This is a genomic window from Rhizobium sp. USDA 3886 (genome assembly GCF_056279785.1).
Window position 1 is genome coordinate 339,581 of record NZ_JBWCDC010000003.1, and the last position, 23,679, is coordinate 363,259.

The 23,679-nt window shown below is 58.1% G+C and carries 23 protein-coding genes; 11 read left to right on the forward strand and 12 right to left on the reverse strand.

The window, feature by feature from the left end:
* Positions 1–32 precede the first annotated feature (32 nt).
* Positions 33–326: a hypothetical protein gene (locus ACZ9BX_RS24410; protein WP_476220642.1), complete on the reverse strand. Its 294-nt coding sequence runs from the start codon at positions 324–326 to the stop codon at positions 33–35.
* A gap of 208 nt (positions 327–534) precedes the next feature.
* Here ACZ9BX_RS24410 and ACZ9BX_RS24415 point away from each other — a divergent pair, with 208 nt between their 5' ends.
* From ACZ9BX_RS24415 to ACZ9BX_RS24435, 5 genes are all read left to right on the forward strand, one after another.
* Complete coding sequence (locus tag ACZ9BX_RS24415) at positions 535–1,290, forward strand: response regulator (RefSeq protein ID WP_037142712.1); 756 nt, start codon at positions 535–537, stop codon at positions 1,288–1,290.
* Positions 1,287–2,699, forward strand: a complete 1,413-nt coding sequence (locus ACZ9BX_RS24420) for a sensor histidine kinase (protein WP_476220643.1) — start codon at positions 1,287–1,289, stop codon at positions 2,697–2,699. The genes ACZ9BX_RS24415 and ACZ9BX_RS24420 overlap by 4 nt, the downstream gene beginning before the upstream one ends.
* An 877-nt stretch (positions 2,700–3,576) precedes the next feature.
* Positions 3,577–4,197, forward strand: a complete 621-nt coding sequence (locus ACZ9BX_RS24425; RefSeq protein ID WP_476220644.1) for a methyltransferase family protein — start codon at positions 3,577–3,579, stop codon at positions 4,195–4,197.
* Between the two features lie 768 nt (positions 4,198–4,965).
* Positions 4,966–6,135: a patatin-like phospholipase family protein gene (locus ACZ9BX_RS24430; RefSeq protein ID WP_476220645.1), complete on the forward strand. Its 1,170-nt coding sequence runs from the start codon at positions 4,966–4,968 to the stop codon at positions 6,133–6,135.
* A 36-nt stretch (positions 6,136–6,171) separates the two neighbouring features.
* Complete coding sequence (locus ACZ9BX_RS24435) at positions 6,172–7,032, forward strand: DUF3313 domain-containing protein (protein ID WP_476220647.1); 861 nt, start codon at positions 6,172–6,174, stop codon at positions 7,030–7,032.
* A 140-nt stretch (positions 7,033–7,172) separates the two neighbouring features.
* Here the strand turns inward: ACZ9BX_RS24435 and ACZ9BX_RS24440 are convergent, their stop codons facing one another.
* Genes ACZ9BX_RS24440 through ACZ9BX_RS24450 form a run of 3 tightly spaced genes read right to left on the reverse strand, consistent with a single transcriptional unit; the run spans position 7,173 to position 10,117 of the window.
* Positions 7,173–7,943, reverse strand: coding sequence for a FadR/GntR family transcriptional regulator (locus ACZ9BX_RS24440; RefSeq protein ID WP_476220648.1), 771 nt, complete (start codon positions 7,941–7,943; stop codon positions 7,173–7,175).
* Positions 7,944–7,997: 54 nt separating this feature from the next.
* The gene (locus tag ACZ9BX_RS24445; protein ID WP_476220649.1) at positions 7,998–9,095 is read right to left on the reverse strand and encodes a Gfo/Idh/MocA family protein; all 1,098 of its coding nucleotides are present in this window, start codon (positions 9,093–9,095) and stop codon (positions 7,998–8,000) included.
* An 11-nt stretch (positions 9,096–9,106) separates the two neighbouring features.
* The gene (locus tag ACZ9BX_RS24450; protein WP_476220650.1) at positions 9,107–10,117 is read right to left on the reverse strand and encodes a Gfo/Idh/MocA family protein; all 1,011 of its coding nucleotides are present in this window, start codon (positions 10,115–10,117) and stop codon (positions 9,107–9,109) included.
* A 260-nt stretch (positions 10,118–10,377) separates the two neighbouring features.
* Here ACZ9BX_RS24450 and ACZ9BX_RS24455 point away from each other — a divergent pair, with 260 nt between their 5' ends.
* Genes ACZ9BX_RS24455 through ACZ9BX_RS24470 form a run of 4 tightly spaced genes read left to right on the forward strand, consistent with a single transcriptional unit; the run spans position 10,378 to position 14,847 of the window.
* Entirely contained in the window at positions 10,378–11,655 is a 1,278-nt protein-coding gene (locus tag ACZ9BX_RS24455) for an ABC transporter substrate-binding protein (protein WP_476220652.1), read from the forward strand.
* 26 nt (positions 11,656–11,681) lie between these two features.
* Positions 11,682–12,680 (forward strand): carbohydrate ABC transporter permease, encoded by a 999-nt coding sequence (locus ACZ9BX_RS24460; protein ID WP_476220654.1) that lies wholly within the window; start codon positions 11,682–11,684, stop codon positions 12,678–12,680.
* Positions 12,673–13,761 (forward strand): carbohydrate ABC transporter permease, encoded by a 1,089-nt coding sequence (locus ACZ9BX_RS24465; protein WP_476220656.1) that lies wholly within the window; start codon positions 12,673–12,675, stop codon positions 13,759–13,761. The genes ACZ9BX_RS24460 and ACZ9BX_RS24465 overlap by 8 nt, the downstream gene beginning before the upstream one ends.
* 9 nt (positions 13,762–13,770) lie before the next feature.
* The gene (locus ACZ9BX_RS24470; RefSeq protein ID WP_476220658.1) at positions 13,771–14,847 is read left to right on the forward strand and encodes an ABC transporter ATP-binding protein; all 1,077 of its coding nucleotides are present in this window, start codon (positions 13,771–13,773) and stop codon (positions 14,845–14,847) included.
* 30 nt (positions 14,848–14,877) lie between these two features.
* Here the strand turns inward: ACZ9BX_RS24470 and ACZ9BX_RS24475 are convergent, their stop codons facing one another.
* The 8 genes from ACZ9BX_RS24475 to ACZ9BX_RS24510 all read right to left on the reverse strand — a co-directional run bounded on the left by ACZ9BX_RS24475 (position 14,878) and on the right by ACZ9BX_RS24510 (position 22,142).
* Positions 14,878–15,792, reverse strand: coding sequence for a DMT family transporter (locus ACZ9BX_RS24475; RefSeq protein WP_476220660.1), 915 nt, complete (start codon positions 15,790–15,792; stop codon positions 14,878–14,880).
* 96 nt (positions 15,793–15,888) lie between these two features.
* Positions 15,889–16,521, reverse strand: a complete 633-nt coding sequence (locus ACZ9BX_RS24480; RefSeq protein WP_476220661.1) for a LysE family translocator — start codon at positions 16,519–16,521, stop codon at positions 15,889–15,891.
* A 118-nt stretch (positions 16,522–16,639) separates the two neighbouring features.
* Positions 16,640–17,284, reverse strand: a complete 645-nt coding sequence (locus ACZ9BX_RS24485) for a CDP-alcohol phosphatidyltransferase family protein (protein ID WP_476220663.1) — start codon at positions 17,282–17,284, stop codon at positions 16,640–16,642.
* Complete coding sequence (locus ACZ9BX_RS24490; protein ID WP_476220664.1) at positions 17,284–17,673, reverse strand: hypothetical protein; 390 nt, start codon at positions 17,671–17,673, stop codon at positions 17,284–17,286. The genes ACZ9BX_RS24485 and ACZ9BX_RS24490 overlap by 1 nt, the downstream gene beginning before the upstream one ends.
* On the reverse strand, positions 17,670–18,620 hold the full coding sequence (locus ACZ9BX_RS24495) for a phosphatidate cytidylyltransferase (RefSeq protein WP_476220666.1): 951 nt from the start codon (positions 18,618–18,620) through the stop codon (positions 17,670–17,672). Before ACZ9BX_RS24495 ends, ACZ9BX_RS24490 begins: the two co-directional genes overlap by 4 nt.
* Positions 18,617–19,261, reverse strand: a complete 645-nt coding sequence (locus ACZ9BX_RS24500; RefSeq protein WP_100770577.1) for a lysophospholipid acyltransferase family protein — start codon at positions 19,259–19,261, stop codon at positions 18,617–18,619. The genes ACZ9BX_RS24495 and ACZ9BX_RS24500 overlap by 4 nt, the downstream gene beginning before the upstream one ends.
* 114 nt (positions 19,262–19,375) lie before the next feature.
* Positions 19,376–20,677, reverse strand: a complete 1,302-nt coding sequence (locus ACZ9BX_RS24505; protein ID WP_476220669.1) for a hemolysin family protein — start codon at positions 20,675–20,677, stop codon at positions 19,376–19,378.
* Between the two features lie 130 nt (positions 20,678–20,807).
* Positions 20,808–22,142 (reverse strand): PQQ-dependent sugar dehydrogenase, encoded by a 1,335-nt coding sequence (locus ACZ9BX_RS24510; protein ID WP_476220670.1) that lies wholly within the window; start codon positions 22,140–22,142, stop codon positions 20,808–20,810.
* 462 nt (positions 22,143–22,604) lie between these two features.
* On the opposite strand from ACZ9BX_RS24510, the gene ACZ9BX_RS24515 reads away from it, so the two are divergent.
* Both ACZ9BX_RS24515 and ACZ9BX_RS24520 read left to right on the forward strand, forming a co-directional pair.
* Complete coding sequence (locus tag ACZ9BX_RS24515) at positions 22,605–23,126, forward strand: sigma-70 family RNA polymerase sigma factor (protein WP_476220671.1); 522 nt, start codon at positions 22,605–22,607, stop codon at positions 23,124–23,126.
* Positions 23,127–23,144: 18 nt separating this feature from the next.
* Entirely contained in the window at positions 23,145–23,387 is a 243-nt protein-coding gene (locus tag ACZ9BX_RS24520) for a DUF2934 domain-containing protein (protein WP_476220672.1), read from the forward strand.
* Positions 23,388–23,679: the final 292 nt, after the last annotated feature.

A 23,679-nucleotide genomic window follows, 5' to 3' on the forward strand; every position in this document is an offset into this window, starting at 1 on the left:
GAAGATGGAACAGCCCATGTCACAGTTGGTAGTCAACACTCTATCAAACCGTGGGCGAATAGCTGAAGTGTGCTGACGGGATCCCGTCTTGCTTTGGCAGAACCGCCATCCACGGCGATGAACCGCTCCAGCGTCAGTACGATCAACCGGACCGTATTCGTGGGCGGGTAGCCGCTCTCCATGGCTATCGGTGAATAGTTTTGCCACGCGGGCGGCTTCAATCTTGGAAAGGCGCCTTCCATTTTGTACGAAGGTGTCAACGCACTTCGGAAATGATGAATGCGCAGCGTGGGTGTCTTTGCCAACGCACTGATCAAATTAGGCAATGGCTTGTTCTCCAACCGCTGAGTTGAGTTCCGACGAGCTTTCGCGAAGCACATTCGTGGCAGATGTGGACGGGTAGACGCCGGTTTAAACGCAGCGGATGTTTGCTCGAAGGAGTCTGTCGTGGAACCGCAGCAACAAAATTAAACACAATTGTTGCTGACAACCATCCTGTGAAACGGGCTTACTAATAATCGGATCCCGACACAAATGGCCAAGCCTATGAATAACATCGTGTACAACGTTCCTACTCAAGCTTCATCCCGAATCCTCGTCGTCGAGGACGATCGGGATATCGCGAGCATGCTGATCGACCTGATGACGGAGGCAGGTTACGCCGCCGAGGCAGTCGGATCGTCGATTGAAATGGACCGCGTATTAAAAAAGAAGGACTTCCACCTTATCGTCCTGGATGGAATGCTGCCAGGTGAGGACGGTTTCAGCATATGCAGGAGAATCAGGTCGTTTGATACAATACCCATCCTCATGCTTACCGCGCGAACGAAAGAGATAGACAGGGTCGTTGGATTGGAATTGGGCGCCGACGACTATGTCACAAAACCGTTTAAATCCAGGGAACTTTTGGCGAGAATAAAGGCGCTCCTGCGCCGATCGTCGTATTCAGTACAAGTCAAGCCAAAGCAGGAACCGATGACGTTTGCGGGCTGGCGGATCGACCCGGTCACCCGAGAATTGACTGACCGTGACGGTTTTCATGTGTCGCTCACGACGGCGGAGTTCGATGTGCTGCTGGTGTTTTGCCAGAATCCTCGAAAGGTAATGAACCGCCAGGAAATACTTGCCCTCACCCACGCAGGCTCTGCGGGACCTGTTGAACGCAGCATTGATGTACACGTTAGTCGTGTCCGGCAGAAAATCGAACCGAATTACAAGGATCCGACATTCATCAAAACTGTGCGCCTGGGCGGGTATATCTTCACTCCGGAGGTTGCGATAGCACCATGATTGATCGCTTCCGCAAGGCGTCCATACGAACACAATTCATGGTGTTCGCATCTATTCCTGTTCCGTTGATGGTTATCTGTATTATTGCGGTTCTACCTGAGCCGTTCATTTTCCAAAATGAAAAAATGCTTATGGTCAAAGGCGCTCAAATCGAGCTGCTTGTGAATCAAGTCAGAAGCGCCAGAAATGACGCCGAAGTCGAGCATCTGGTGAGGGCAAGCGCATCCAGCGGTCTCGAATTGAAGATCCTGCCATGGAGCGATGTCAGTAGCGAAGGGGCGCGTCAAACGGATGACCATCTCATCTTGGATGAGCTTCAGGACGTCCTGCCCGCCGATTTTGAAGCGGTAGTTCTTGAAAACACTTCGGATGGCGAGGGACACAGTACACTTGCGGTGCGCCTTGACGCGCTGCGTGCTCTCGTCATCGGGTTCACCGGTGCCGATGTTTCGCCCTCATCTTTCAGCGCAGTCGTCGAGTTCATCGCCAAAGCCAACATCCTGATGCTGCCGATGCTCCTCCTGGTGCTCTATATAAGTCGCATGATCACGTCGCCTCTCGTTCGCTTTGCCGACGCGGCAAAGAGACTGCGCCTCGACGGCAACGAAGGAGAACAGTTCACCGCCGAAGGCGCCAAGGAACTTCGCACGCTTGCGATGGCGCTCAACAACATGCGTCACCGTATTCGTAAAATGGTCGATGATCGCACACGGATGCTCACGGCTGTGAGCCACGATCTAAGGACGCCACTGACACGACTGCGAATGCGCGTGGAGCGCTCGAAGGACCCCGCGTCAAGGGAAGCGATGCTGGCGGATATTGACAACCTTACCACTATGATTGAGGAAAGCCTTCAGTATTTAAGTAGCACTGCTACAGTCGAACCGCTTCGAAAGGTTGATATTTCAAGTCTTCTGCGGACCATCGCGTCGGAATTTTGTGATCTCGGGCATAGCGTAATTTACTGCGGACCAGAGCGGTTTGGATATTTGTGCCAACAAAAGGCTCTCATACGCGCTATCACCAATATTGCGGAGAACGCGGTAAGGTTCGGCACGAAGGTAGCTGTCGAATTGCGCAATAGTCCGCAAGGTGGAGCGGTCATCATTGTGAGCGACAACGGCCCCGGCCTTGAAGAAGGGCTCCACGGTAAAGTCCTGGAGCCCTTCTTCAAGGTTGACGAGGCCCGGTCACTAAATTCCAACAGCGGTTTTGGACTGGGGCTTTCGATTGCGGATGAAATCGTAAAAGGTCACGGTGGCTCGCTGTTGCTTGAGGACATATTGCCGCATGGTCTGCGAGTGACGATACAATTGCCGCCGGCTCAGGTTGTTCAACACCAAAGCAGCATGCCGTCCGCTGCCAAAGGAGAAGCACTCGATCGAAAGGCTTTCGCCAAGGAGAGGTAGTCGACCATATGAGCGGTTCGATCGCAAAATTCCTCCCACATCCATTGGGCCTGATCACATAGACGCCAGTGTACGACGCCATCGAGATAGGGCGTTAGGCCGGGCTTAAAAGCTTGCGCTAAGGCCGTGCGCTGATCGTCGTTCAACAACGACGGCTTGCCTGGAGCTTGGCCGTTGGCCAAGCCGCGCGCGTTGAAGCGCACCACCCAGTCACGCACGAACTGCAGGGTCCCAGCCGGCCAGCATCTTCGCGTGAGCCACCATCATAGATCGACGCAAGCGCCAGGAGCGCCGCGCCTGCCTGGCATCTTTTGTTTGTCGGTCCAGAAGACGCAGCCTGTCCCCATCAAAGTCTGCCCGTAAAGAAACTGCTGACCCCATCGCAAACCTCCTGTTTGCGCCATCGATTCAGATTGGTCGCCTTTTGGGAATCTCGAGCGTCAACATCAAAGAGGTTTGGTATCGGTCATTCCCTTGGTCACCACAGCATAACTTAACATGTCTTAAAACACAGAAACACGTCTTCCGCCTATCTGGGTAAGCGAAACTTCAGCCCTCAGGAGCAAGCCATATGTGTGTTCTACATCCACGCCAAGCGGTTGACAGGCTGCTGGTAACAATTGACCTCAGTAGCGCCTTCCTCGCCTCGCTTATGGGGATGTCTCTTCCTGTCCTGCCGTCCTATGTTCTTCTCCCAGCAATCGAAGTGAGAGCATCAGGCGTCGCTGACCTTGTTTTGCGATGTGTCTCTTGGTCCATACATCGTCGGCATCGGGATCGCGATCCGGTGGTGGTTTAGCGAGATGGACGACCGCTACGACTCGGCACCAGAAGCCGCGAGCACGGCTAGAGGGCGGCTAACTTTTGAGGCAGACCAGTGAACAATGTTTCGCTTTCCACTGTCCAACTCACCCGCATCAACATCCTTCGAAGTCTCGCATTCTTGTATTTTTGGGGTGTTTGTATCAGTCAGTCGTCCTGGCCGAGCGATGGCTTGGCTCACACGATTTTGGCTTCGACAGGTCTCGTCGCAACATTTGTAGCAATCTTTGGACGTATGTGGTCGACACTGTACGTGGGCGGAAGGAAAAGTGCCACCTTGGTCATGGACGGACCATATTCTGTAACCCGCAATCCACTCTACTTCTTCAGTCTGGTGGGGATCGCTGGTATCGGGGCGCAAACGGGCAGTATCTTGGCGATGCTAATTTTCGTCGCGACAGCCTTCGTCGTCTTTGCGGCAACCGTCGCCCAGGAAGAAAAATTCCTGCGGGAACGTTTTGGGACAGTCTTTCAAGATTATTTGGCTTCAACACCAAGGCTGCTTCCCAAGCCATCCCTCTGGCGTGACACGAACGAATTGGAAATAAAACCCCGAATCTTTCTCAGGACGCTACGAGATGGTTGTATTTTCCTTATCCCGTGGCCGGTCTTTGAGCTCATCGAAGCCGGGCAAAGCAATGGAGTCCTGCCAGTTCTTGTTCGTCTGCCTTTCTGAGAAGGCGCTGGCGGACCCGAAGGTTTGACAACTGAGTTTAATTGAAAGGGATCGATCTAAGGACCGGTATTCCAGCTGACTTAGGGTTCGATAGCGACCCGGTGTCGCGAACCTACTAGGGCATTCACGATCTTCGCAAGGCAGCTCCTTGCCGTCGTCTATCTCGGACGAATTGGCCCCAATTGGTCCGAGGTAAACTGACCGGGCTCAGCCCAAGTCCGGTCAGTTCAACCATTAATCTTCAAGAAGACTTTTATGTAGACCGCGCGAGATCGCAAGGCTTGGCCATCTGCCCATGCAACGCCGCCGTCAAAAGACAAGAGATCGAGGCGGCGATGGTTGAAGCCGCCATCCGACCATCGATGCGGTTCATGGGAGAAAACGTGCAGCGGCGTATGAGGCCTGCCCTCCGATCTTCCGGGTAAACGTGCTCCCGGCACATTAAGCGGAGCACAGGCTTATTGCGTCACAGGCATAGCGAACTGACCGTGGCAACACATGAGGTGGCTGCTCTTCTGCAATGGGATGTCGGTCGCGGACGAGCAACAACTCTTAGTAATACAAAATCCATAGCAATGACGAACCTGAATTAATTCAGCAGATACGATCCAGAAGGAAGATTACAATGAATTTCAAAAGCTACCTTATGCTGCGGAATTTCACCATAAGACTATGGAACGCGCAAACAGAACTCGCGGATGTCTGCTGTGCGGCAGGCAGAGACGTGGATGTCTCCTGCGAACAGTCGCCCGGCGCAAGGCGATAGACGTGCATCGTCTAATTGCCATCTTCATGCTGGCTTTCCTTGCTGGCTGCATGGCGCCGGACCGTATTGCCTACGGGCCGAAGGCTGCCGCGACCGCCAATATCGAGGGGTTTGGCGATATCCGTATCTATGCGGATACGAGCCGGAATCTGCCCGAGGCGCATGCGTGGCTACCCATCCCGAGACACAAGGAAATCAACTACCTCGTTTTGTCGGGCGGCGGCGCCGGAGGCGCGTTTAGCGTCGGGGCGCTGAAGGCCTGGTCGGATAGGGGACAGCGGCCCGAATTTGACATCGTCAGCGGCGTCAGCACGGGTGCGCTGATTGCGCCTTACGCCTTTCTTGGCTCGGCCTATGACAACATCCTCGTCGACCTGTACACAAGCGGCGTTGCCAAGGAGTTGGTCGATGCAGATTTCCTGCCTCAGGGTCTGTTGGGCGCAAGCCTGCTAAAGCAGAAGCCGCTTCGAACGATGGTCGAACGGTACCTGACGCTGGACGTACTGGCGAAAATCGCCACAGAGCATCGCAAGGGACGGCGCCTACTTGTTTTGACCTCGAACCTCGATTCCCAAAGAGCGGTGATCTGGAACATGGGCGCCATCGCCGACAGCGGCCGGCCCGACGCGCTACAACTCTTCCGAGACATTATCATCGCCTCGGCAAGCATCCCCGGCCTTTATCCAGCCGTGCTCATCAAGGCAAAATCAAGCGATCGGTCGTTCGAGGAGATGCACTCCGACGGAGGGTCGGCCTCCCAAATCCTGACGATTCCGGAGGGATGGATGGCCAATTCGGACAGGGTCGAGTGGCCCAAGGGCGTGAAGCTAAACATGTACATTATCATCAATAACGCGCTGATGTCTGAATTTTCAACCACCACGAACAACACGTTTACAGTCATGGCCAGGGCGAATTCCTCCCTCATCAAGGCACAGACACGAAGCGCGCTGGTGGCCACTTACGTCTATGCCCAAAAGAACGGCATTCGGTTCCGTGTGGCCTCGATCGATGCGCAGGTCGCCTACAGCATGACCGATCCATTCAACACCAATTACATGCGTGCGGTCTACAACCTCGGATACGCAAAAATGGCAAGCGACAGCCTGTGGAAAGACAGGCCTTCGTTCACCGACACGCTCACAGCCACACAGGCAGCACAGTGGCGATAGCCGCACCGACTTTCCCTCACCCAGTAGGAGAACGAAATGTTACATCCCCGACTTGGCTTGGCAGGCATCCAGCCGTGTCATCGACTGATTGCGCCCGCTCTCCTTGCTTTGTCGCTTGGTGGGTGCGCCGCTGTGCCACTCGAACGGGCAAATTCGCTGACATCCTACGACAGTTTGACATCGAACAACGGGCGATTGACCAAGGCAAATTATCGAGTCGCTTCAACCGAACTTGTATCAACCAAAACGATTTACATTGAGCCAACGAAGGTTTCAGGCGGTGCTGCACTATCCATCAAGAAATCTTCCGATCAAGCCTTGGTCGCGAATGTAATCAGCCGCGCCCTCTGCCTTGGCGTCAGCGATCGTTTCGTGGTTGTGGAGCGGAAAGAGGATGCGGATCTGGTCGTTAACGCAACCATCACCCGCATCGTGCCGACCAATGCCACGGTGGCCGCCCTCTCGACTGCAACGTCGCTCGGAGCCAACTTCGTCGTTCCGGTGCCCGTCCCGAGGCTGCCCATGGGGCTTGGAGGTCTTTCCGTAGAGGCCGAGGCAACCACAAGGGAAGGCAAGCAAGTGGGTGCGATGGTATGGGCAAAGGGAGCGAACTTCGTGACCACCAGTGCGCGCGTGTCACAGATTGGGGACGCCTATTCGCTTGCGGCGAGCTTCGGCAGTGATTTTTCCAAGATGCTCGTCACCGGCAAGACGCCCTTCAAGGGCCTCCCAAAAATTCCTTCTGGACAGAGAATCAAGTCCGGTCTTGGTGGAAAGCCGAAATACCCTGCTTGCGAGAAATTTGGCCGGTCGCCCGGTCTGGTGGACTTCGCGGCCTCTCAGGTCGGGATGCCACCGTCCTGGACCGACAAACAGCGTCCGGCCCAGGGCCAATGAAAAGGAACCGAAGAGCAAATGTTTCAAGTCGCCGAGGACCGCGTCGCACTGCCGCTCGACACGCTCGGATCATCAAGGTTGGGGTCAATGTACGAGAACGCTTCCGCACCATGATCCAGAAAACGCTTATCCTGAAACGGCTAACGGCGCTTCAAGTCGTCTGCCTGCACGACCTCGGGCGCAAACCGCCCTCGTTCGTCCGCTTCCATCAACTCGTTGCTGACGTTGCGGATATGGCGGGCCATAGCCTTGTAGGCGGCGTCAGGATTGCGAAGGCGCAACGCTGTCAGGATTGCATGGTGATCGCCGATCCAGAGCGGGCGCACGCTTGGCGCATGGATATGCTCATGCAGTTTTTTCCACATCAGCGACTCGTCGCGCTGAACCCAAAGCGCCTCGACGATTGAAACGATGATGGCATTTCCGGTCATGCGGGCGATCGTCATATGGAAATCGCGGTCGCCCTTTTCGTTATTCAGAGTGACATCGGTCTCATGCTCCATCTGAGCGATACAGTCTTCGAGCACGGCAATGTCGTAATTCGTGGCGCGTTCGGCCGCCATGGCGGCGGCACTCGCCTCAACTGCAAGCCGGGCTTCCAGAAGCTCGAACGGGCCGGGGCCGGCATCCGCGCTGATCTTGTCGAAATTGACCTGGTTGCCGCGGACCGGCAGGACGACGATGCCGGCCCTGCCCTTGACCTCGACGAGACCGCGCATCTCCAGAGCAATAACCGCCTCGCGCACGACCGGGCGGCTCACTTCGAGTTCTTCAGCAAGCTCGCGCTCTGAAGGCATGCGCCAATCCGGGTTTTTGGCGTTTGCCTCGATCATGCGCGCAATACGGCGTGCAACGATCTGATAAAGCCGCTGTTCCCCCTGAAGCCGAAGCGCTGGTACGGCTGCCCCCATGATACCTCCTTGCGGCGCCACCCTTAAGAGGGGTGGCGCATTTCTGTTTGGCGCTCAGGCGCTGGCTGCCATACGCCGCTCTTCGTCCGGAAGCCACGAGTGGTAAAGCGGATGTTCGGCGGTGATCGGCAGCGGCGTCGGCGTGCCGGTGCGCTGCGAATGATAGGCAGCCGTCACCAGTTCCAGCGAATTACGCGCGTCCTGCAGCGTCACCGGTGGCTCCTTGTCCTCGATGATCGCCTGATGGAAGAGCTCGAACTGGCGGGTATACCCGTCTTCCTTCACTTGATAGCCTGCGAGCGCTTCGTCGACCCGTTTCTGGTGTTCTTCGGTTCCCGCAATGAAGGTCCACGGATCGCGACCCATCGTATAAGGTTCGAGAATGCTTTCGGCGACGAGATCATGGAAGCAGAAGCGCAGGCGCGAGATTTCCTTGCGCGAGCCGAGCGTCATGGAAAGGGACGCCAGCGAGCCGTTCTGCATCTTGACGGCAAGCGCCATCGTGTCTTCGACTTCGATCTTATTTACCAGCGTCGCGCCAAAGGCAAAGACTTCGGCGCAGGCGCCGTGCACGTAGTTCAGCATGTCGTGCGCATGGATCGCGTGGCCAAGCAGGCCGCCGCCGAGTTCGCTCTTCCACTTTCCGCGCCACGGGACTTCGTAATAGGCAGGCCCGCGCCACCAATGGGTCTCGATCGTCGTCATGAAGGGACGCCCGGTCAGTCCACGTTCGATCAGCATCTTCAGCTTCTGAAGACCAGAGCCGTAGCGATACTGGAAGATCGGCATAAGTTTCTTGCCGCCGGAACGCGCAACGATGCGGCTCATCTCGTCCACGTCGGCGATTGAGCCGAAGAGCGGCTTTTCGCAGATCACGTGTTTTCCGGATTCGATACCCATCTTGCAGAGCTCAAAGTGGGAATCCGGCGGCGTAGAAATATCGATGATGTCGAGATCGTTCCGCGCAAAGAGTTCATCGACGTTCTGCGTATATTCCGCAATGCCGTGCGTCGCGCAAAGTTCGCGGCCGCGATCCTGGTCCAGCGAGCAAAGCACCGGCACGTCGAAAAGATCCTTGTTCCAGTCGTAGCCGATGAGATGGCGGGAAGCGATGCCCGCGCCGATCACGCCGACGCGCAATTTCTTCGTCATGATATCTCCTCCTATCGTCCGCCGAGCCGGACGGCCTTGGCCTGCGCTTCGAGTGATAGGCGGCAGACCTCGTAGACATGCGTTTGCGTCATCGCCGTTTCCGTGCGGTCGCGCACGTCCGCGGTGAATGCTTCAAAATAGTCGAGCTTCTCGCTGCTGCAATCGATGTAGGTGTTTTCCTTGCCATTCACGAGGAACAGGTGATCCTTGCCGGGGCGGCCGGAAATGTCGATGTACTTGCGAAGCTCGATGTAGCCTTCGGTGCCGAGAATGGTCAGTCGGCCATCACCCCAGGTCGGCAGCGCCTCGGGCGTGAACCAGTCGACGCGCACATAGCCGGAAGCCTTATCGGAGCGAAGCAGCACTTCGCCGAAGTCCTGAAACGCCGGCTTTTCCGGCATGCCGAAATTGCCGATCGAGCTTGCGACCACCTCGCCGCTCGTCGAGCCGGTATAGAAGAGAAACTGGTCGACCTGATGCGAGGCGATGTCGACGATAATGCCGCCGAAGGCTTCGGGATCGAAAAACCAGTCCGGCCGCGTCGGCAGCTGCAGCCGGTGCGGCCCCATGCCAAGCGTCTGGATGACCTTGCCGATCGCACCTTCCTTGACGAGATTGGCCGCTTTGACCGCCGAGCGAACGCAATGACGCTCGGAAAAGCAGATCGAGAAAATCTTGTCCGTTTCGGCTGCCGTCTTCTTGACCTCCTCCAACTGCTCGAACGTCGTGACGCCCGGCTTGTCCGTCATCACGTCCTTGCCGGCTCTCATCGCGCGGATCGCAAGGCCGGCGCGATCGCGCGGAATGGCGGAGATACAAATGACGTCGATGGACGGATCGGCGAAAATCGCCTCGCGATCGATTTGCGGTGTCTCCGGATAAGTCTTCTTGAAATTTTCGAGCAGCGCCGGAACGGAGGTCTTCGGGCAATAGCCGGCAAATTCTCCTCCCGCCGCGAGCAATCCTTTAACATGATCGAACGTGTGCCCATGGTCGATCCCGACAACGGCAAATCTCAGCATTTTAATGTCTTCCTCCTGCAAAAAGCCGCGGGAGCAGCGGCCCTCATCTCCTTGTAATTGGTCAAACCAGATACTCAAAGCTCGGACCTGTCAAGGACGTTTTTGTGACGAAATCGCGACAAAATGTGCCGCTTCTGCCGGATTTCAGCCGGCCGAAAATCTTTCAGTTTAGCGGTTGACAAACTGGTAAGACCAGACATGTTTATTGCAGATCGCCACCCGGGCGGGAGGCTCGGCCGCGATCGCTGGAGGAGCTGAATATGAAACTCACCCGCATTGGCTTATGGGCGGCGTCAACGCTACTTACGGCCACGGCGCCGATGGGTATTGTCCAGGCGCAGGAAATCACCGTTTATTGCGACGATATCGGCTTCGGCTGCCTGACGATGGATCCTGTCGTCAAACGATACGAAACTGAGAATCCGGGCGTCAAGGTCAAGCTGGAGACTGTTCCCTACCAGTCGCTTGTCGAAAGCCTGCCGGTACAGCTCGAATCCGGCGAGGGTCCGGATGCTGCGATCATCACCGACCTCGGCGGTTTGAGCCGCTACTATCTCGACCTGACACCCTATGTGAACGCGGCGAATTTCGAGAAGGAATACAGCCAGACGCTGCAGTGGCTCCGCGGTTCCGATCCGACGAGCAAGGCGATCAACGGCATGCCGACGACGCTCACCGTCAATGGCGCCTATGTCAATCTCACCTTATTCGAGCAGGCCGGCGTTCCGGTTCCCAAGGAAGGCGCTACCTGGGCTGAATGGGCGGAAGCCGCGCGCAACGTGGCCAAGGCCACCAATACCGAATTCGCCATGGAGATGGACCGTTCCGGCCATCGCTTTGCCAGCCTTGCCATCAGTTACGGTGCAGAACTGGTCGATGACCAGGGCAAACCTGTTATCGACAAGGGCTTGAAAGATGCCGTTGAACAGTTCGTCGCCTGGCACAAGGACGGGACAATGCCGATGGATCTCTGGGGAGCGGTCGGCGGTGCGACGCATCGCGAACTCTTCACAGACTTCCTGAATGCCAAGACCGTGCTTTATTTCGGCGGCTCCTGGACGCTGAGCCAGATGGATAAGGAGGTCGGCGACCTCTTCGACTGGGAAGTGGCACCTGCGCCCTGCGGGCCTTCATCCTGCACGGTCATGCCCGGCGGTGGGGCGCTCGTCGGCTTCAAGCACACCAAACAGCCGGAAGCCGTGGGCAAGCTGATCGACTATATCGCTCAGTCCAAGAACAATGCGGAAATCGTCTCGGCAGCCGTCGAAATCCCGGCATCTAAATCACTGATCGAGGGCGGCGTGCAATATCCGGGTGCTTCGCAGCGAACGCAGGAATCGCTTTCGACCTACATCGCCCAGATCCCAAAAATGGCGCCGGCAGCATACCGCTTCCAGGGCTGGCGTTATCAGCGTGCCATGATGAACGCACTGACGACGCGCATCAGCCAGGTCCTGAACAGCGAACTGGAGGTCGATGCAGCACTTGATCGTGTCAGGCAAGACGTCGAACTCGCCATCAAGGCGGCTGGCCAATAGACAGACGGATCCGGAAGGAGAGCGGTATGGGCACAAGGGCTCGACTTGCAGCAATTGCCGGTGGCATCATCCTGCTGCCGGCAAGGCTCGCGGAGCCTTTGATGGCGGGACTGCAGAAAATCCTCGGCATCAAGCGTATGCCCTGGGTCTTTCTTTTGCCGAACCTCCTCGCCGTCATGCTCTTCTCTCTCCTTCCGGTCGCAATCAACGTCTTCTATTCGGTGACCGGCAGCGACCGGCTCTATCCGAGCGAGCGGCCCTTCGTCGGCGTGGTCAATTACGAAACGCTCTTCGACTGCACCAACTATCTCGATGCATCCACCTGCTCGAGTGATCTGTTCTGGCGGGCGCTCGCCAACAGCCTCGTTTTCGTTCCCGTCCAGGTCACCTCCATGATCGGCATCGCGCTGCTTGCGGCTGTCTGCCTCAACCGCGAGATCCGCGGCCGCGGCTTCTTCCGCGCCATCTTCTTCTTTCCGGTCATGCTCTCACCTGTCGTCGTGGCCCTGACCTGGCAGTGGATCCTGCAGCGCAACGGCGCGCTGAACGGCGTTCTGACCTGGCTCGGCGTTTCGCCCGTCAACTGGCTGGTGTTTCCAAATACGGCCTTCTTCTGGTCGGTCTTCGTCACCGTCTGGGCGCATATGGGCTTCTATACGATTATCCTGCTTGCCGGCCTGCAGTCGATCCCGCGCGATGTCTACGAGGCCGCCAAGATGGATTCTGCTACGAACTGGCGTGTGTTCACACGCATCACGCTGCCGCTTCTAAAGCCGGTCCTGCTCGTCGTTTTCGTGCTCTGCGTCATTCGCTCGGTCCAGACCTTCGACGAACTCTACGTGTTGACAGGCGGCGGTCCCGGATCTGCGACGATGCTGATCGTCCAGTATATCTACGAAGTCGGTTTCGCCGTGCAGCCTCGCAATTTCGGCCTTGCGGCCGCAGCCTCCCTGCTGCTCGGCGTGGTGCTCTTGATCTTCACCGGCCTGCAGCTCCGATTGTCGAGGAATTCGCAAAATGGCTGACGTCGCCTTGTCCAAATCCGGATCTTCCATGCGCGGCCTCCTGTCTGCCCGGCGCGGCCGCAACAGGCTCGATGTTTCCGATTGGCTGACCTATGGCTTCCTCGTTCTTGGCCTGCTGATCATGTTCACGCCGGTCGCCTGGGTCGTTCTGTCTTCTTTCAAGACGCAAGCCAATCTGCAGGAATTCCCGCCGAGCATTCTGCCCTATTCCAGCGAAACAGCCATGGTTGGAGGTTTCGACCAGCCGCTGCCGCTCTTCGATGTAACCTTAAAGGACGGCACGAAGGCTAGGCTTGCGCAAATCCGCCGTGTCGGCAGGAATGCGCAGATGATCGATCCGGAAAATCCCGGCGCCGGCCGCGTCACCGTCGCCGTGACCGACGCGGTCGCCGTGCGAAAGGTGCGGCTTGCGACCGAGAACTACACCAATTTGGTCGCAAGCTCCGGCCAGGCGATGGGCCGCTATGTCTATAACAGCCTTTTTATCACGACGGTCGCGACCATCATTACACTGGTGATGAATTCCATGGCCGCCTTTGCGCTTTCAAAATACCGCTTTGCAGGCAGCAACGTCGCCTTGATCTCGATCCTGTCGACGCTGATGATCCCTGCGACCGTCGTTCTCGTGCCGACCTATCTCATCGTTGCCGAGCTTGGACTTGTCGGAAATCTCTGGGGCGTCATTTTGCCGACCGTCGCGACGCCGACCGGCGTCTTTTTGCTGCGCCAGTACATGCTGACGATCCCCGATGAACTAATCGAAGCAGCACGCATGGATCATGCGAGCGAGTGGCGCATCTTCTGGAGGATCGTCCTGCCGCTTTCCAGCCCGGCGCTTGCCGTTGTCGCGATCTTTTCGATCCTGTCGCGCTGGAACGATTTCCTGCTGCCCTTGATCGTTCTCAATCGCCGCGAGGTCTATACGCTGCAGCTGGCGCTCAACTCTTTCCAGAGCGAGTTCGAGATCCGTTACGATCTGCTGCTCGCCATGACGACCTTGACGGCGCTGCCGCTTGCCTGCGCCTTCATTTTCCTGCAGCGCTACATCACCGTCGGCGTCGCATCCACGGGTATCAAGTGAGTTTCATTCATGGCCAACCTCGTCCTTGAAAATGTCAACAAATCCTTTGGCCCGCTGCAGGTGATCCCCGATATCAATCTCGATATCAAGGATGGCGAGTTTGTCGTCTTCGTCGGCCCGTCCGGTTGCGGAAAGTCGACGCTGCTCAGAATGATCGCAGGGCTCGAAGAGGCAACAGGCGGCGACATCCGCATCGATGGCGAAAGCGTCATCGACACGCCGGCCGCCGATCGCGGCGTCGCCATGGTTTTCCAGTCCTATGCGCTTTACCCGCACATGACGGTTCGCCAGAATCTGAGCTTCGGTCTTGAGAATATCCGGATGCCGAAGGACGAGATCGTTCGGCGGGTTGAAGCAGCCGGCAAGCTTTTGCAGATCGACACGCTGCTTGAGCGACGCCCCCGCCAGCTGTCCGGCGGTCAGCGTCAGCGCGTCGCAATTGGCCGCGCCATCACCCGCGACCCGAAGATATTCCTCTTCGACGAGCCGCTTTCCAACCTCGATGCGGAATTGCGGGTGCTGATGCGCGTCGAGATCACCAAACTGCACGAGCGGCTCGGCAATACGATGATCTATGTGACGCATGACCAGATCGAGGCGATGACGATGGCCGACAAGATCGTTGTCCTGCGCAAGGGGGTGATCGAGCAGGTCGGCGCGCCGCTTGATCTTTATAATCGCCCGCGCAACACCTTCGTCGCGGGCTTCATCGGCTCGCCGCGCATGAACCTCATCGAAGGCGCAATCGGCGCTTCGACCAATGGGAGGCTCCCCTTCGAGAGCGCCGGCCTGCCGCCGCTGGAACTGGCGTCCGGAGCCGAGCTTGTGGCCGGACAGAAAGCGACGCTCGGTGTGCGGCCCGAAGATTTCCTTGCCGGCGAAAGCGGCTGGCCCGCCGAGGTCGCCGTTGCCGAACAGCACGGCGCCAACAGCTACCTGCATTGCACCCTTCCGAGCGGCGAGCCTATCCTGGTCCACCAGCAAGGCCAGAGCCGGGTCGCGCGCGGCGATGTCCTGAACATTGCGCCCCGTTCCGGCCATTGGCATCTGTTCGATGAAAACGGCCTGCGGATCAAAACGGGTTGATCCCGCCGGGACAATTCTCCGAATGAACGCTTAATGTCCGTCCGGTGGAACGGCGTCCGGCGTGATCGTGTCCCTGAGGTTCTTCCGGTGGAAGATGAAAAGCCCTGCAACGACGATGATCGCCGCACCGACGAGAATCTGCATGTCAGGCACATCATCGAAAAAGATCATGCCAAGCACGATCGCCCATAACAGCGGGGTGTATTGCAGCGGCGCCAGCAGCGAGGCGGGCGCAAGCTTCAGCGAGCGGGTGATCAGCAGATGGGCGCAGGACGCGACGACGCCGAGAAGCAGCATTCCGGAATAATCGAGAAGTGTTGCCTGACGCCACTGGCCGATACTAAGGACGATCCCCGTGACAAGAGCGGCGATCGTCTGCCAGGTGACCAGCGTGGTGTCGCTTGTTGAGCGCAGATAACGGTTCATCACCAGCGTTAGCGCGAAGGCGAAGCTACCCGTCAGACCAAAAAGAGACGGCAGGGACAACATTGCAGACGATGGACGGAGCGCAACGACGACACCGGCAAATCCGACGAAAACCGCAAGCCACCGGCGCCAGCCGATCCTCTCGCCGAGGAAGAAGTGGGAAAGCGCGGCGACATAGATCGGACCTGCCATGTAGAAGGTCATGACGTCGGCAAGCGGCAGATAGGAAACCGCGGCATAAAACAGGCTGACGTCGCAGGTCGTCATTGCGACGCGCATCACCTGCAGCCTCTTCTGCTCGACGATGAAGAGCTGCCGCGTCCCTTGCCGGATTATCATCGGACCGAGCACGATGAAAGCACCGACCGAGCGGATCACCAGCACCTGGCCGACAGTGAAACTCGCAACCAGCCATTTGCCCATCGCGTCGTTGAGCGCAAAGAGGAAATCGCCGAGCAGCATCAACAAGACGCCCGTCAGGATCACGTTCGAACTGACGGCAACGGCGTTGAGCTTCATCTCGACATTCCTTGGAACAGCCGCCGGACAAGGGGCCGTGTGCGGCTTCTGCTTTAACAGCACCGATGTCAAGCTCAGGATGAGCTTTGCAGGTTGTTAGCGGCGCGATTCTAGCGCCATGCGAACAGCAAGTCCTCCAAGCACGGTTGCCATTAGCATGCGCTGCGCCCGCATCCAGACCGGCCGCTCGCCGAGAAAGAGTGCAATGGTTCCGGCAGAAAGGGCGATCAGTGCGTTGACGCTGACGCTGATTGCGATTTGCGTAAAACCGAAAACGATCGATTGCAGAAAGACGCTTCCGACCTGCGGGTTTACGAATTGCGGCAGAAGCGAGAGATAAAGGATGGCGATCTTCGGATTGAGCAAGCTGGTGACGAAGCCCATGGCGAAGAGCTTGAGATTGGTATCGCGCGGCAGGTCGCGAACCTGAAAGGCTGAGCGGCCGCTGGGCTTTAATGCATTCCAGGCAAGCCAGGCAAGATAGGCGGCGCCTGCCAGCCGAAGCGCATCATAAGCGAGCGGCACGGCGAAGACCAATGCCGTGATGCCGAGCGCTGCCGATAGCATGTAGACGACGAAACCGAGTGCCACGCCGCCAAGCGAGATCAATCCGGCAGTCGGTCCCTGGCAGATCGAGCGCGATACGAGATAGATCATGTTCGGGCCGGGCGTCAGCACCATGCCGAGAGCGATCAGGGCAAAGGCAAGCAGACCTGGAAGTTCGGGCATGGCGGATCTCCGGCTCGATCGCCTACTGATGAAGGAGCCCCTGACACGCCGCAAGAGTGGGATTGTGAGGATGACAATTTCGAGCGGCAGCGGCTATCGTCCGCCGCCCGGAGCCCTGTCAGAGCGGGTGTTTCATGGACCGGATCAGGCGCAGGCTGCGCCGGCCCGCGGTCGCGGCGGCACCGGCAAGGACGACCCAAAGCGCAAGCCAAAGGACATGGTTTTGCAGACCCCAGTAAGGCTCGCAGATCGAGACAACAGCAGCCACAGTGACGACCGCCATGCGGTGCTGCTTCGCCATAGGGCCGGAGAAATCGCTGCCATGACCCGTCGCCCGCCCAAGCTCACGGACATAGGCCGTCAGCACTGCGAAGGCTGCAGCCGCCCAGCCAAGGCCCGGATAGCCGATGCCGAGCCCGATGCCAGCAAAGATCAGTATGTCGGCGGCGCGATCTGGAAATTCATTCCAGAAGGCACCGTCGGCTTCCGCCTTGCCCCCTTCGACCGCCACCATGCCGTCAAAGAGATTGCAGAGCAGTCTCGCCTGGCAAGAGAGCGCTGCGAACGCGAGAAGACCCATGCGCGAGTAGCCGGCGTCGCGTCCGGCAAGAAAGAACAGGAGACCGGCGATCGCAGCGGCAGCGATGCTTGCCTGCGAAATCTGGTTCGGCGTGATGGATCTTGCCGCGATCTTCTGCGCGATCGCCTTTGCCCACCAGCTGTTCCGGCTGTTCAGTGGCCGGCGGTCTTCAGTGTCGGTCATCACTTACCTTTCGCGATCGCAATGGAATAGTTGTATATCGCTGCATAGCTGGTGGAGACGGCAAGCGGCACCGCAACGGTTCTTAATATTTCGGGTGTTCCGCTGAGTGTATGGATGACAATGAGAATGCTTGCCGAGCCGAGGCAGGCGATCAGAGGAGGGGCAATGAAGTCAGCAGAACCTGAGAAGCGCTTCGAGAGGCTTTCGACCGCCGATTTCAAGAACATGGTGAGGCAGGCAGAAAGCGCACCCTGAACAAACCCGGCAAGCAGCATGCGCGGCAGCGGATGAGCGCTATTGGCGAAGATTGCCCAGCTGCCCATCGCGAGAAAGGCGAACGATACATGCACGGCGCTGCTGCGCCCAAGCCGTCCGATCCAGCCACTCATGTCAGCGACCACCAGTAGCGGACGAGGTGAAAGAAGATTGGTGCCGAAAAGACCACGGAATCGAGCCTGTCGATTAGGCCGCCATGACCCTCGATGAGATTGCCCCAATCCTTGACACCCCGGTCACGCTTGATAGCCGACATCACCAGGCCGCCGAAGAAGCCCATTAGAGTGATGACCAGCGAAAGCACGCCTGCCTGCAATGGCGTAAACGGTGTGATCCACCAGAGCGACGCCCCGATCAGCGTTGCACTGGCGACGCCGCCTGCGAAGCCCTCGACGGTTTTCGACGGCGAGAGTTTCGGGGCGATTCTCGTTCGCCCGAAAAGTTTGCCCCAGACATACTGCAAGACGTCGCTAAGCTGCACGACGATGACCAGAAATGCGATCAAAAGAACGTTGCGGCCCTCGTAGCCGGGAATATTCAGCGTCAGCAGCGCCGGCACGTGCGACGCGCAGAAGACGCAGATCATCAAAGCCCACTGAACCTCGGCAATGCGGATGAGGAAGCGTTCGGTGTCTCCCCGAAGCACGGAAATGATCGGCATCAGCAGGAACGCATAAACCGGTACGAAGATCGAATAGATCCCGTATTCTTCCGCCCACAGAAGATAATATTGAATGGGTAGAACCACGAAGAACGCCGAGGCAAGCGCCCAGTGATCGGCCCGCTTGGTGTTCGTCAGCGTGATGAATTCTCGAAGCGCTGCAAAGGAGCAGAAGGCGAAAAGAACGATGACGCCCGCGCGGCCCGCCAGAAAGGCGATACCGATGAAGATCGCCATGATCCACCAGGCCTTGATGCGGGCATTCAGGTTTTCGACGGCACTGTTCGAGCCGTCCGGCGAGAGACGCCGATGCAGGACATAGCCGACCAGCGAGGCAACGATCAGCACGGCGAAAATGCCGAGCACCAGCGTGATGAGATCGGAGCGCGCGTCGTTCATTCGCTGCCGCCTGAATGTTTCGGAGAAAGGGAAATCAAGGCTGCCCTTGCCCTTCCCAGGAAGCCATCCTTGGTCTCGCCGGGTTCAAGCCGTATCGGATTGCCGAACGTGACGGTGCAGATCAGAGGGATTGGCACGATCTCGCCTTTCGGCATCACGCGGTTGAGATTGTTGATCCAGACGGGCACGAGATCGATGCCGGCGCGCGCCGAGGCGAGGTGGAAGATGCCGCTCCTGAAGGGCAGAAGCGGCTCGTCGGTCTGGTTGCGCGTGCCTTCTGGAAACAGGATCAGCGACGAGCCGGCATCGATTGCGGCGACCATCTGCTCGATCGGGTCCTGCGTGCGCTTTTCACGGTCACGCTCGATCAGCACGGCATTGAAGACTTCGCGGCCAATGAAAGTGGTGAGCGGCGATTTCAACCAGTAGTCGGCCCCGGCCACAGGCCTTGCGCGCCTGCGCAGGCGCGGCGGCAAGACCGCCCAGATCAGAATGAAATCGCCATGGCTCGAATGATTGGCAAAATAGATGCAGCGCCGCGGTGGCAGACCTTCGCCCGCCCAGATCGCACGCACCGCCGTGATTGCGCGGGCAAACAGGACGATAGTGATCGCGACTGGCTTTGCGATCAGTCTTTGCATCTGCCTCATCAGGCTCGTATTCCCACATTCAGGAAACACGAGCGTAGCTGCGTTTTTGCCAAACCGGAAGATGTTCGAAGAGCCGGGTAAAGATTTCCACATGCGGCGGGCGGACTATGCCGTGCGCTCTTCACCTTGGGAAAGCTCCCGCGAAACGAGGATCTTGTCGACGCGGCGGCCGTCAAGATCGATGATCTCGAAGCGCCAGCCATCCTTCACGAAGCTTTCGCCAAGGTCCGGCAGGTGTTTCAACTCTTCCAGCACAAGGCCGGCGACGGTCTGGAATTCAATGTTATCCTCCAGCTTGAAGCTCATGAATTCCGCGAACTCGTCGATCGGCGTCCAGCCGGAAACAAGATAAGAACCGTCGGCGCGGCGAACGATTGCCTGCTCATCAGCAGGTCCTTCCTGCAGCGCGCCCATGATCGCTTCCATGATGTCGCCGGACGAAACGATACCCTCGAAATGGCCGTATTCGTCATAGACGAGAACCATGTGGACCGGCGATTTACGGATTGCTTGGATGACATGGGTTGCCGTCGAAAGATCCGAGATCACAGGAACGTCATGGGCAAGGGACTGGATATCGGCATGACCATGTGTGTGCAGCGCATCATAGAAGTCTTTCACGAAGAGTACGCCGAGCACCTCGTCGGAGCTGTTGCGGCGCACGGGCAAGCGCGAGCGGCGCGTCTGGTGCAACTGCTTTCGCGTTTCCTCAAGGCTGTCTTCGATATCGATGACTTCGACGTCGCGGCGCGGGGTCATCAAGGCTCTCGCCGTGCGGTCCGCAAGGCGCATGACGCCGGAGATCATTGCCGATTCCTGGCTCTCGATCACGCCGGCACTCTGCGCCTCGGCGAGCACGGTCTTGATTTCCGCGTCTGTCACGCCATCGCTGCCTTTTCCGGATTGCCCAAGTAACGAAAGCACAAGCTTACCGGAGGCATCGAGAAGCCAGACGAGCGGCAAAGCAATCTTGGAAAGTACAGCCATGGCCGGGGCCACCTTGCTGGCGACCGCTTCCGGTTCGCGCAGGGCAATCTGCTTCGGCACCAGTTCGCCGACAATGAGCGAAAGATAGGTGATGGCAACGACCACCGTGCCGACGCCAAGCGCATCGGAGACGGCAGAGGAAACGCCCTGTGCGCCCAACCAGGCAGAGAGACGGCCGCCAAGCGTGGCGCCCGAAAAGGCACCCGAGAGAACGCCGACAAGTGTAATCCCGATCTGAACGGTTGAGAGAAAGCGTCCGGGATGTTCGGCGAGTTTGATAGCTTGGGCTGCCCCTCGGCTTCCCTGATCGGCTAGCACCCTGAGACGCGCGGGACGCGAGGAAACGACGGCAAGTTCGGACATTGCGAGCACACCGTTCAAGATCGTGAGCAGCACAACGATTGTGATTTCCAGAAACAAAAGAAGCCTATGATATTGACAGCAATGCCTCAAAATAGGGGCAAAGCGCCGACAATGAAAGCAGGGCTGCACCCTTTGCGTCGGCTATTTTTGTTTTGACGCTTCCATGTGTTCGTGCGGATTGGTCTTATCACTGTGCCGAAGCCGGTGAGACCCGCCATATGGTGTTGCCGACGTCGTCGGCAACGAGCAGCGCGCCCTTGATATCGATTGCAACGCCGACAGGGCGGCCAAAGGCTTTGTCGTCAGAACCGACGAAACCCGTCAGGATATCTCGCGGCGGCCCAGATGGCTTGCCGTCGGCGAAAGGCACGAAAATCACTTTGTAGCCGCTGCGGGGCTTGCGGTTCCAGGAGCCATGCTGGCCGACGAAGGCGCCGCCGACATAATCCGGGCCAAACAGATTGCTCGTATTGAAGGTGAGACCGAGTGAGGCGGTATGCGGACCAAGGGCGTAATCCGGAACGATCGCCTTGGCGACGAGATCGGGATTCTGCGGCTTAACCCGGCTATCGACATGCTGCCCGAAATAGCTGTAGGGCCAGCCGTAGAAACCGCCATCCTTCGCCGCGGTCATGTAGTCGGGCACGAGATCGCTGCCGAGCTCATCGCGTTCGTTGACCGCAACCCACAGCGCGCCGGTCCGCGGCTGCCAGGCAAGACCATTCGGATTGCGCAAGCCGCCTGCGAAGACGCGAACGGCCGTTGAGGCAAGATCGATTTCGAGGATCGCGGCACGGTTCTTTTCGGCTTCCCTGCCGTTTTCTCCGACATTGCTGTTGGAGCCAACGGTGGCATAGAGCTTGGTGCCATCGGGACTGGCGATGAGATCCTTGGTCCAGTGACGATTGATCGGACCTGCGGGCAGATCGGCGATCTTCTCGCCTGGGGTGGTGATTTCCGTTTCACCATCCTTATAGAGAAAAGCCATGACCGCATCGGTATTGGCAACGTAAAGGATGCCGTTGGAATGCGCCATGCCGAAGGGTGAGTTGAGACCCTTCAGGAAAGCCGCCCGCATCTCGGCTACACCATCGCTATCGGCGTCGCGAAGCAGGGTAATGCGGTTTGCACTCGGCATCTCCGCTCCGGCTTTGCTCATCATCAGCCCCCCAATCCAATCACGGGCGCTGAAACCGGTCTTATCGGTATTTGGCGGCCTGTTGCTTTCGGCAATCAGGACATCGCCGTTCGGCAGGACATGGATCCAGCGCGGGTGGTCTAGGTCCTTGGCGAAGGCCTGAACCTTCAGCCCATCCGCGGCTATCGGCGTGGCGCCATCTGGCCAGCCTGCTGCTTCCGCGACATTGACCGTCGGGATCAATGTCGGGTTCGGCGCGGGCAGCGCGGGTGAGGCACCGTAACCTTGCTCGATCGGGACGGTTGCGGATTCACGCTCAAAAGCGAATATCCACCCGCCCGCGACAAGGATGAGAAGAAGGACGGCAGCGACGATCTTCTTCATGGAAGACCTCCATGCAAGTCGGGTGCTAACGCCTTGGCACGCTATAGGTTTCAACGTTCCCGAGAAAAGTTCCAACTTGGGAGCAACGTCACAATGCTCACGATGCCAACAGCTGGACGGCACGTCGGGCAAATGCAGCTCTACAGCTGAGCCCAGCCTCCATCGACCAAAAGGACGGTAATTCAGGCGGCAAGAACCTGCGATGTCGAGGGGCCAGCGGGTGCACGTGCCGCAGGCGGTTGTCGGCAGAGGTGATGGAGTAGGAGGCGGTGAGCTATCCGTGGAATGGACATCGCCGGTGTCGATGAAGACGGCGCCGGCCGGTGCGTTGAAGCTGCCGGCGGGCTCGATCCGACAAGCTCGTAGAAATGCTTGACGACATCAAATGTGCACGTGCTCACGAATTTTATCGGGAACACACGGAGCGCGAGGACATTAAGTCCTCCATAGAAGGAGGATGCCATGCCGGACGTTTTAAATTGCAGCGCGCAGTCAGAAATTATCTCGCTTCTTCCGGCGCTTAGAGCCTTTGCGCGGCGTTTCGAGCGCGTCGAAAACGACGCTGAGGATCTCGTTCAGGAGACGGTTTCGAAGGCGCTTTGCCATATCGAGCAGTTCCAGGACGGTACGAGCCTGAAATCCTGGCTCTTCACCATTATGCGCAACACTTATTGTAGCAGCTACAAACGCCGCAAGCGCGAACCGGTCGGCTGCATCGGCGACCTCACCGAATGCCAGGTGCCGGTCAAATCGACGCAGGACTGGTCGCTGAGAGCCCGTGACGTGCAGGCGGCGATCGACAAACTCGGCGCATCTCATCGCAGTGCATTGATGCTCGTGGCGAGCGGCACGAGTTACGAGGAAGCGGCTGCGATCTGCGACTGTGAGGTGGGCACCATCAAGAGCCGGGTGAACCGCGCCCGCAACCATCTTCTTGAAATGCTCGGAGAGACGCAATCTTCCGAGGCGGCTTCGATGCACTAAAATAAAAGGGACGATACGATGAACCACCAAAACAGAGACGAATGGATCGCCAAACGGGCTTATGCACTCTGGGAGGGATGCGGCCGTGAACATGGCCGCAACGCCGAGCACTGGGCACAAGCCACCCGCGAGTACGATGAACTGGAGCGGACACGCGCCTCGGCGGATGGGCAGGAGGTCTTGGTGCGGTTCCGGCCAAAGCCTGCAACCACGATATCGCCGCGACGCACCGAGCCGGGTTCCGCCGCCATGAGGGGCTGAGAATTTCAGCGACAGGGACGGCTGAGGCGCCGCAGAGGCAGCAAAATCGGGCACGTCACGACCGCGCGCTGGCACTGGAACAGGGCCTTTAAGGGGCTCTGCCTGCAGGAAGCGCGGGCGGCGTTAGTTTTTTTGTTCTAGCTTGAGATTTGGCTATCGTGGAGATATCTGTGCGGCCGAAATCTTCACCCCCCTAGAGCAACCTGCATTCATGCTCCTTTGCCCGTAGGCAAGGCGATTGCCGAAGTTCAGCGCCGCTGGATGCAGGCTGTTGCCGCTGTCGCCCGGAGCC

Bases quoted from the DNA above. Each gene is read 5' to 3' on its own strand.
- ACZ9BX_RS24415 (WP_037142712.1), top strand. From the start codon at position 535: ATGGCCAAGCCTATGAATAACATCGTGTACAACGTTCCTACTCAAGCT.
- ACZ9BX_RS24420 (WP_476220643.1), top strand. From the start codon at position 1,287: ATGATTGATCGCTTCCGCAAGGCGTCCATACGAACACAATTCATGGTG.
- ACZ9BX_RS24435 (WP_476220647.1), top strand. From the start codon at position 6,172: ATGTTACATCCCCGACTTGGCTTGGCAGGCATCCAGCCGTGTCATCGA.
- ACZ9BX_RS24440 (WP_476220648.1), bottom strand. From the start codon at position 7,943: ATGGGGGCAGCCGTACCAGCGCTTCGGCTTCAGGGGGAACAGCGGCTT.
- ACZ9BX_RS24445 (WP_476220649.1), bottom strand. From the start codon at position 9,095: ATGACGAAGAAATTGCGCGTCGGCGTGATCGGCGCGGGCATCGCTTCC.
- ACZ9BX_RS24450 (WP_476220650.1), bottom strand. From the start codon at position 10,117: ATGCTGAGATTTGCCGTTGTCGGGATCGACCATGGGCACACGTTCGAT.
- ACZ9BX_RS24455 (WP_476220652.1), top strand. From the start codon at position 10,378: ATGAAACTCACCCGCATTGGCTTATGGGCGGCGTCAACGCTACTTACG.
- ACZ9BX_RS24460 (WP_476220654.1), top strand. From the start codon at position 11,682: ATGGGCACAAGGGCTCGACTTGCAGCAATTGCCGGTGGCATCATCCTG.
- ACZ9BX_RS24465 (WP_476220656.1), top strand. From the start codon at position 12,673: ATGGCTGACGTCGCCTTGTCCAAATCCGGATCTTCCATGCGCGGCCTC.
- ACZ9BX_RS24470 (WP_476220658.1), top strand. From the start codon at position 13,771: ATGGCCAACCTCGTCCTTGAAAATGTCAACAAATCCTTTGGCCCGCTG.
- ACZ9BX_RS24475 (WP_476220660.1), bottom strand. From the start codon at position 15,792: ATGAAGCTCAACGCCGTTGCCGTCAGTTCGAACGTGATCCTGACGGGC.
- ACZ9BX_RS24480 (WP_476220661.1), bottom strand. From the start codon at position 16,521: ATGCCCGAACTTCCAGGTCTGCTTGCCTTTGCCCTGATCGCTCTCGGC.
- ACZ9BX_RS24485 (WP_476220663.1), bottom strand. From the start codon at position 17,284: ATGACCGACACTGAAGACCGCCGGCCACTGAACAGCCGGAACAGCTGG.
- ACZ9BX_RS24490 (WP_476220664.1), bottom strand. From the start codon at position 17,673: ATGAGTGGCTGGATCGGACGGCTTGGGCGCAGCAGCGCCGTGCATGTA.
- ACZ9BX_RS24495 (WP_476220666.1), bottom strand. From the start codon at position 18,620: ATGAACGACGCGCGCTCCGATCTCATCACGCTGGTGCTCGGCATTTTC.
- ACZ9BX_RS24500 (WP_100770577.1), bottom strand. From the start codon at position 19,261: ATGCAAAGACTGATCGCAAAGCCAGTCGCGATCACTATCGTCCTGTTT.
- ACZ9BX_RS24510 (WP_476220670.1), bottom strand. From the start codon at position 22,142: ATGAAGAAGATCGTCGCTGCCGTCCTTCTTCTCATCCTTGTCGCGGGC.
- ACZ9BX_RS24515 (WP_476220671.1), top strand. From the start codon at position 22,605: ATGCCGGACGTTTTAAATTGCAGCGCGCAGTCAGAAATTATCTCGCTT.
- ACZ9BX_RS24520 (WP_476220672.1), top strand. From the start codon at position 23,145: ATGAACCACCAAAACAGAGACGAATGGATCGCCAAACGGGCTTATGCA.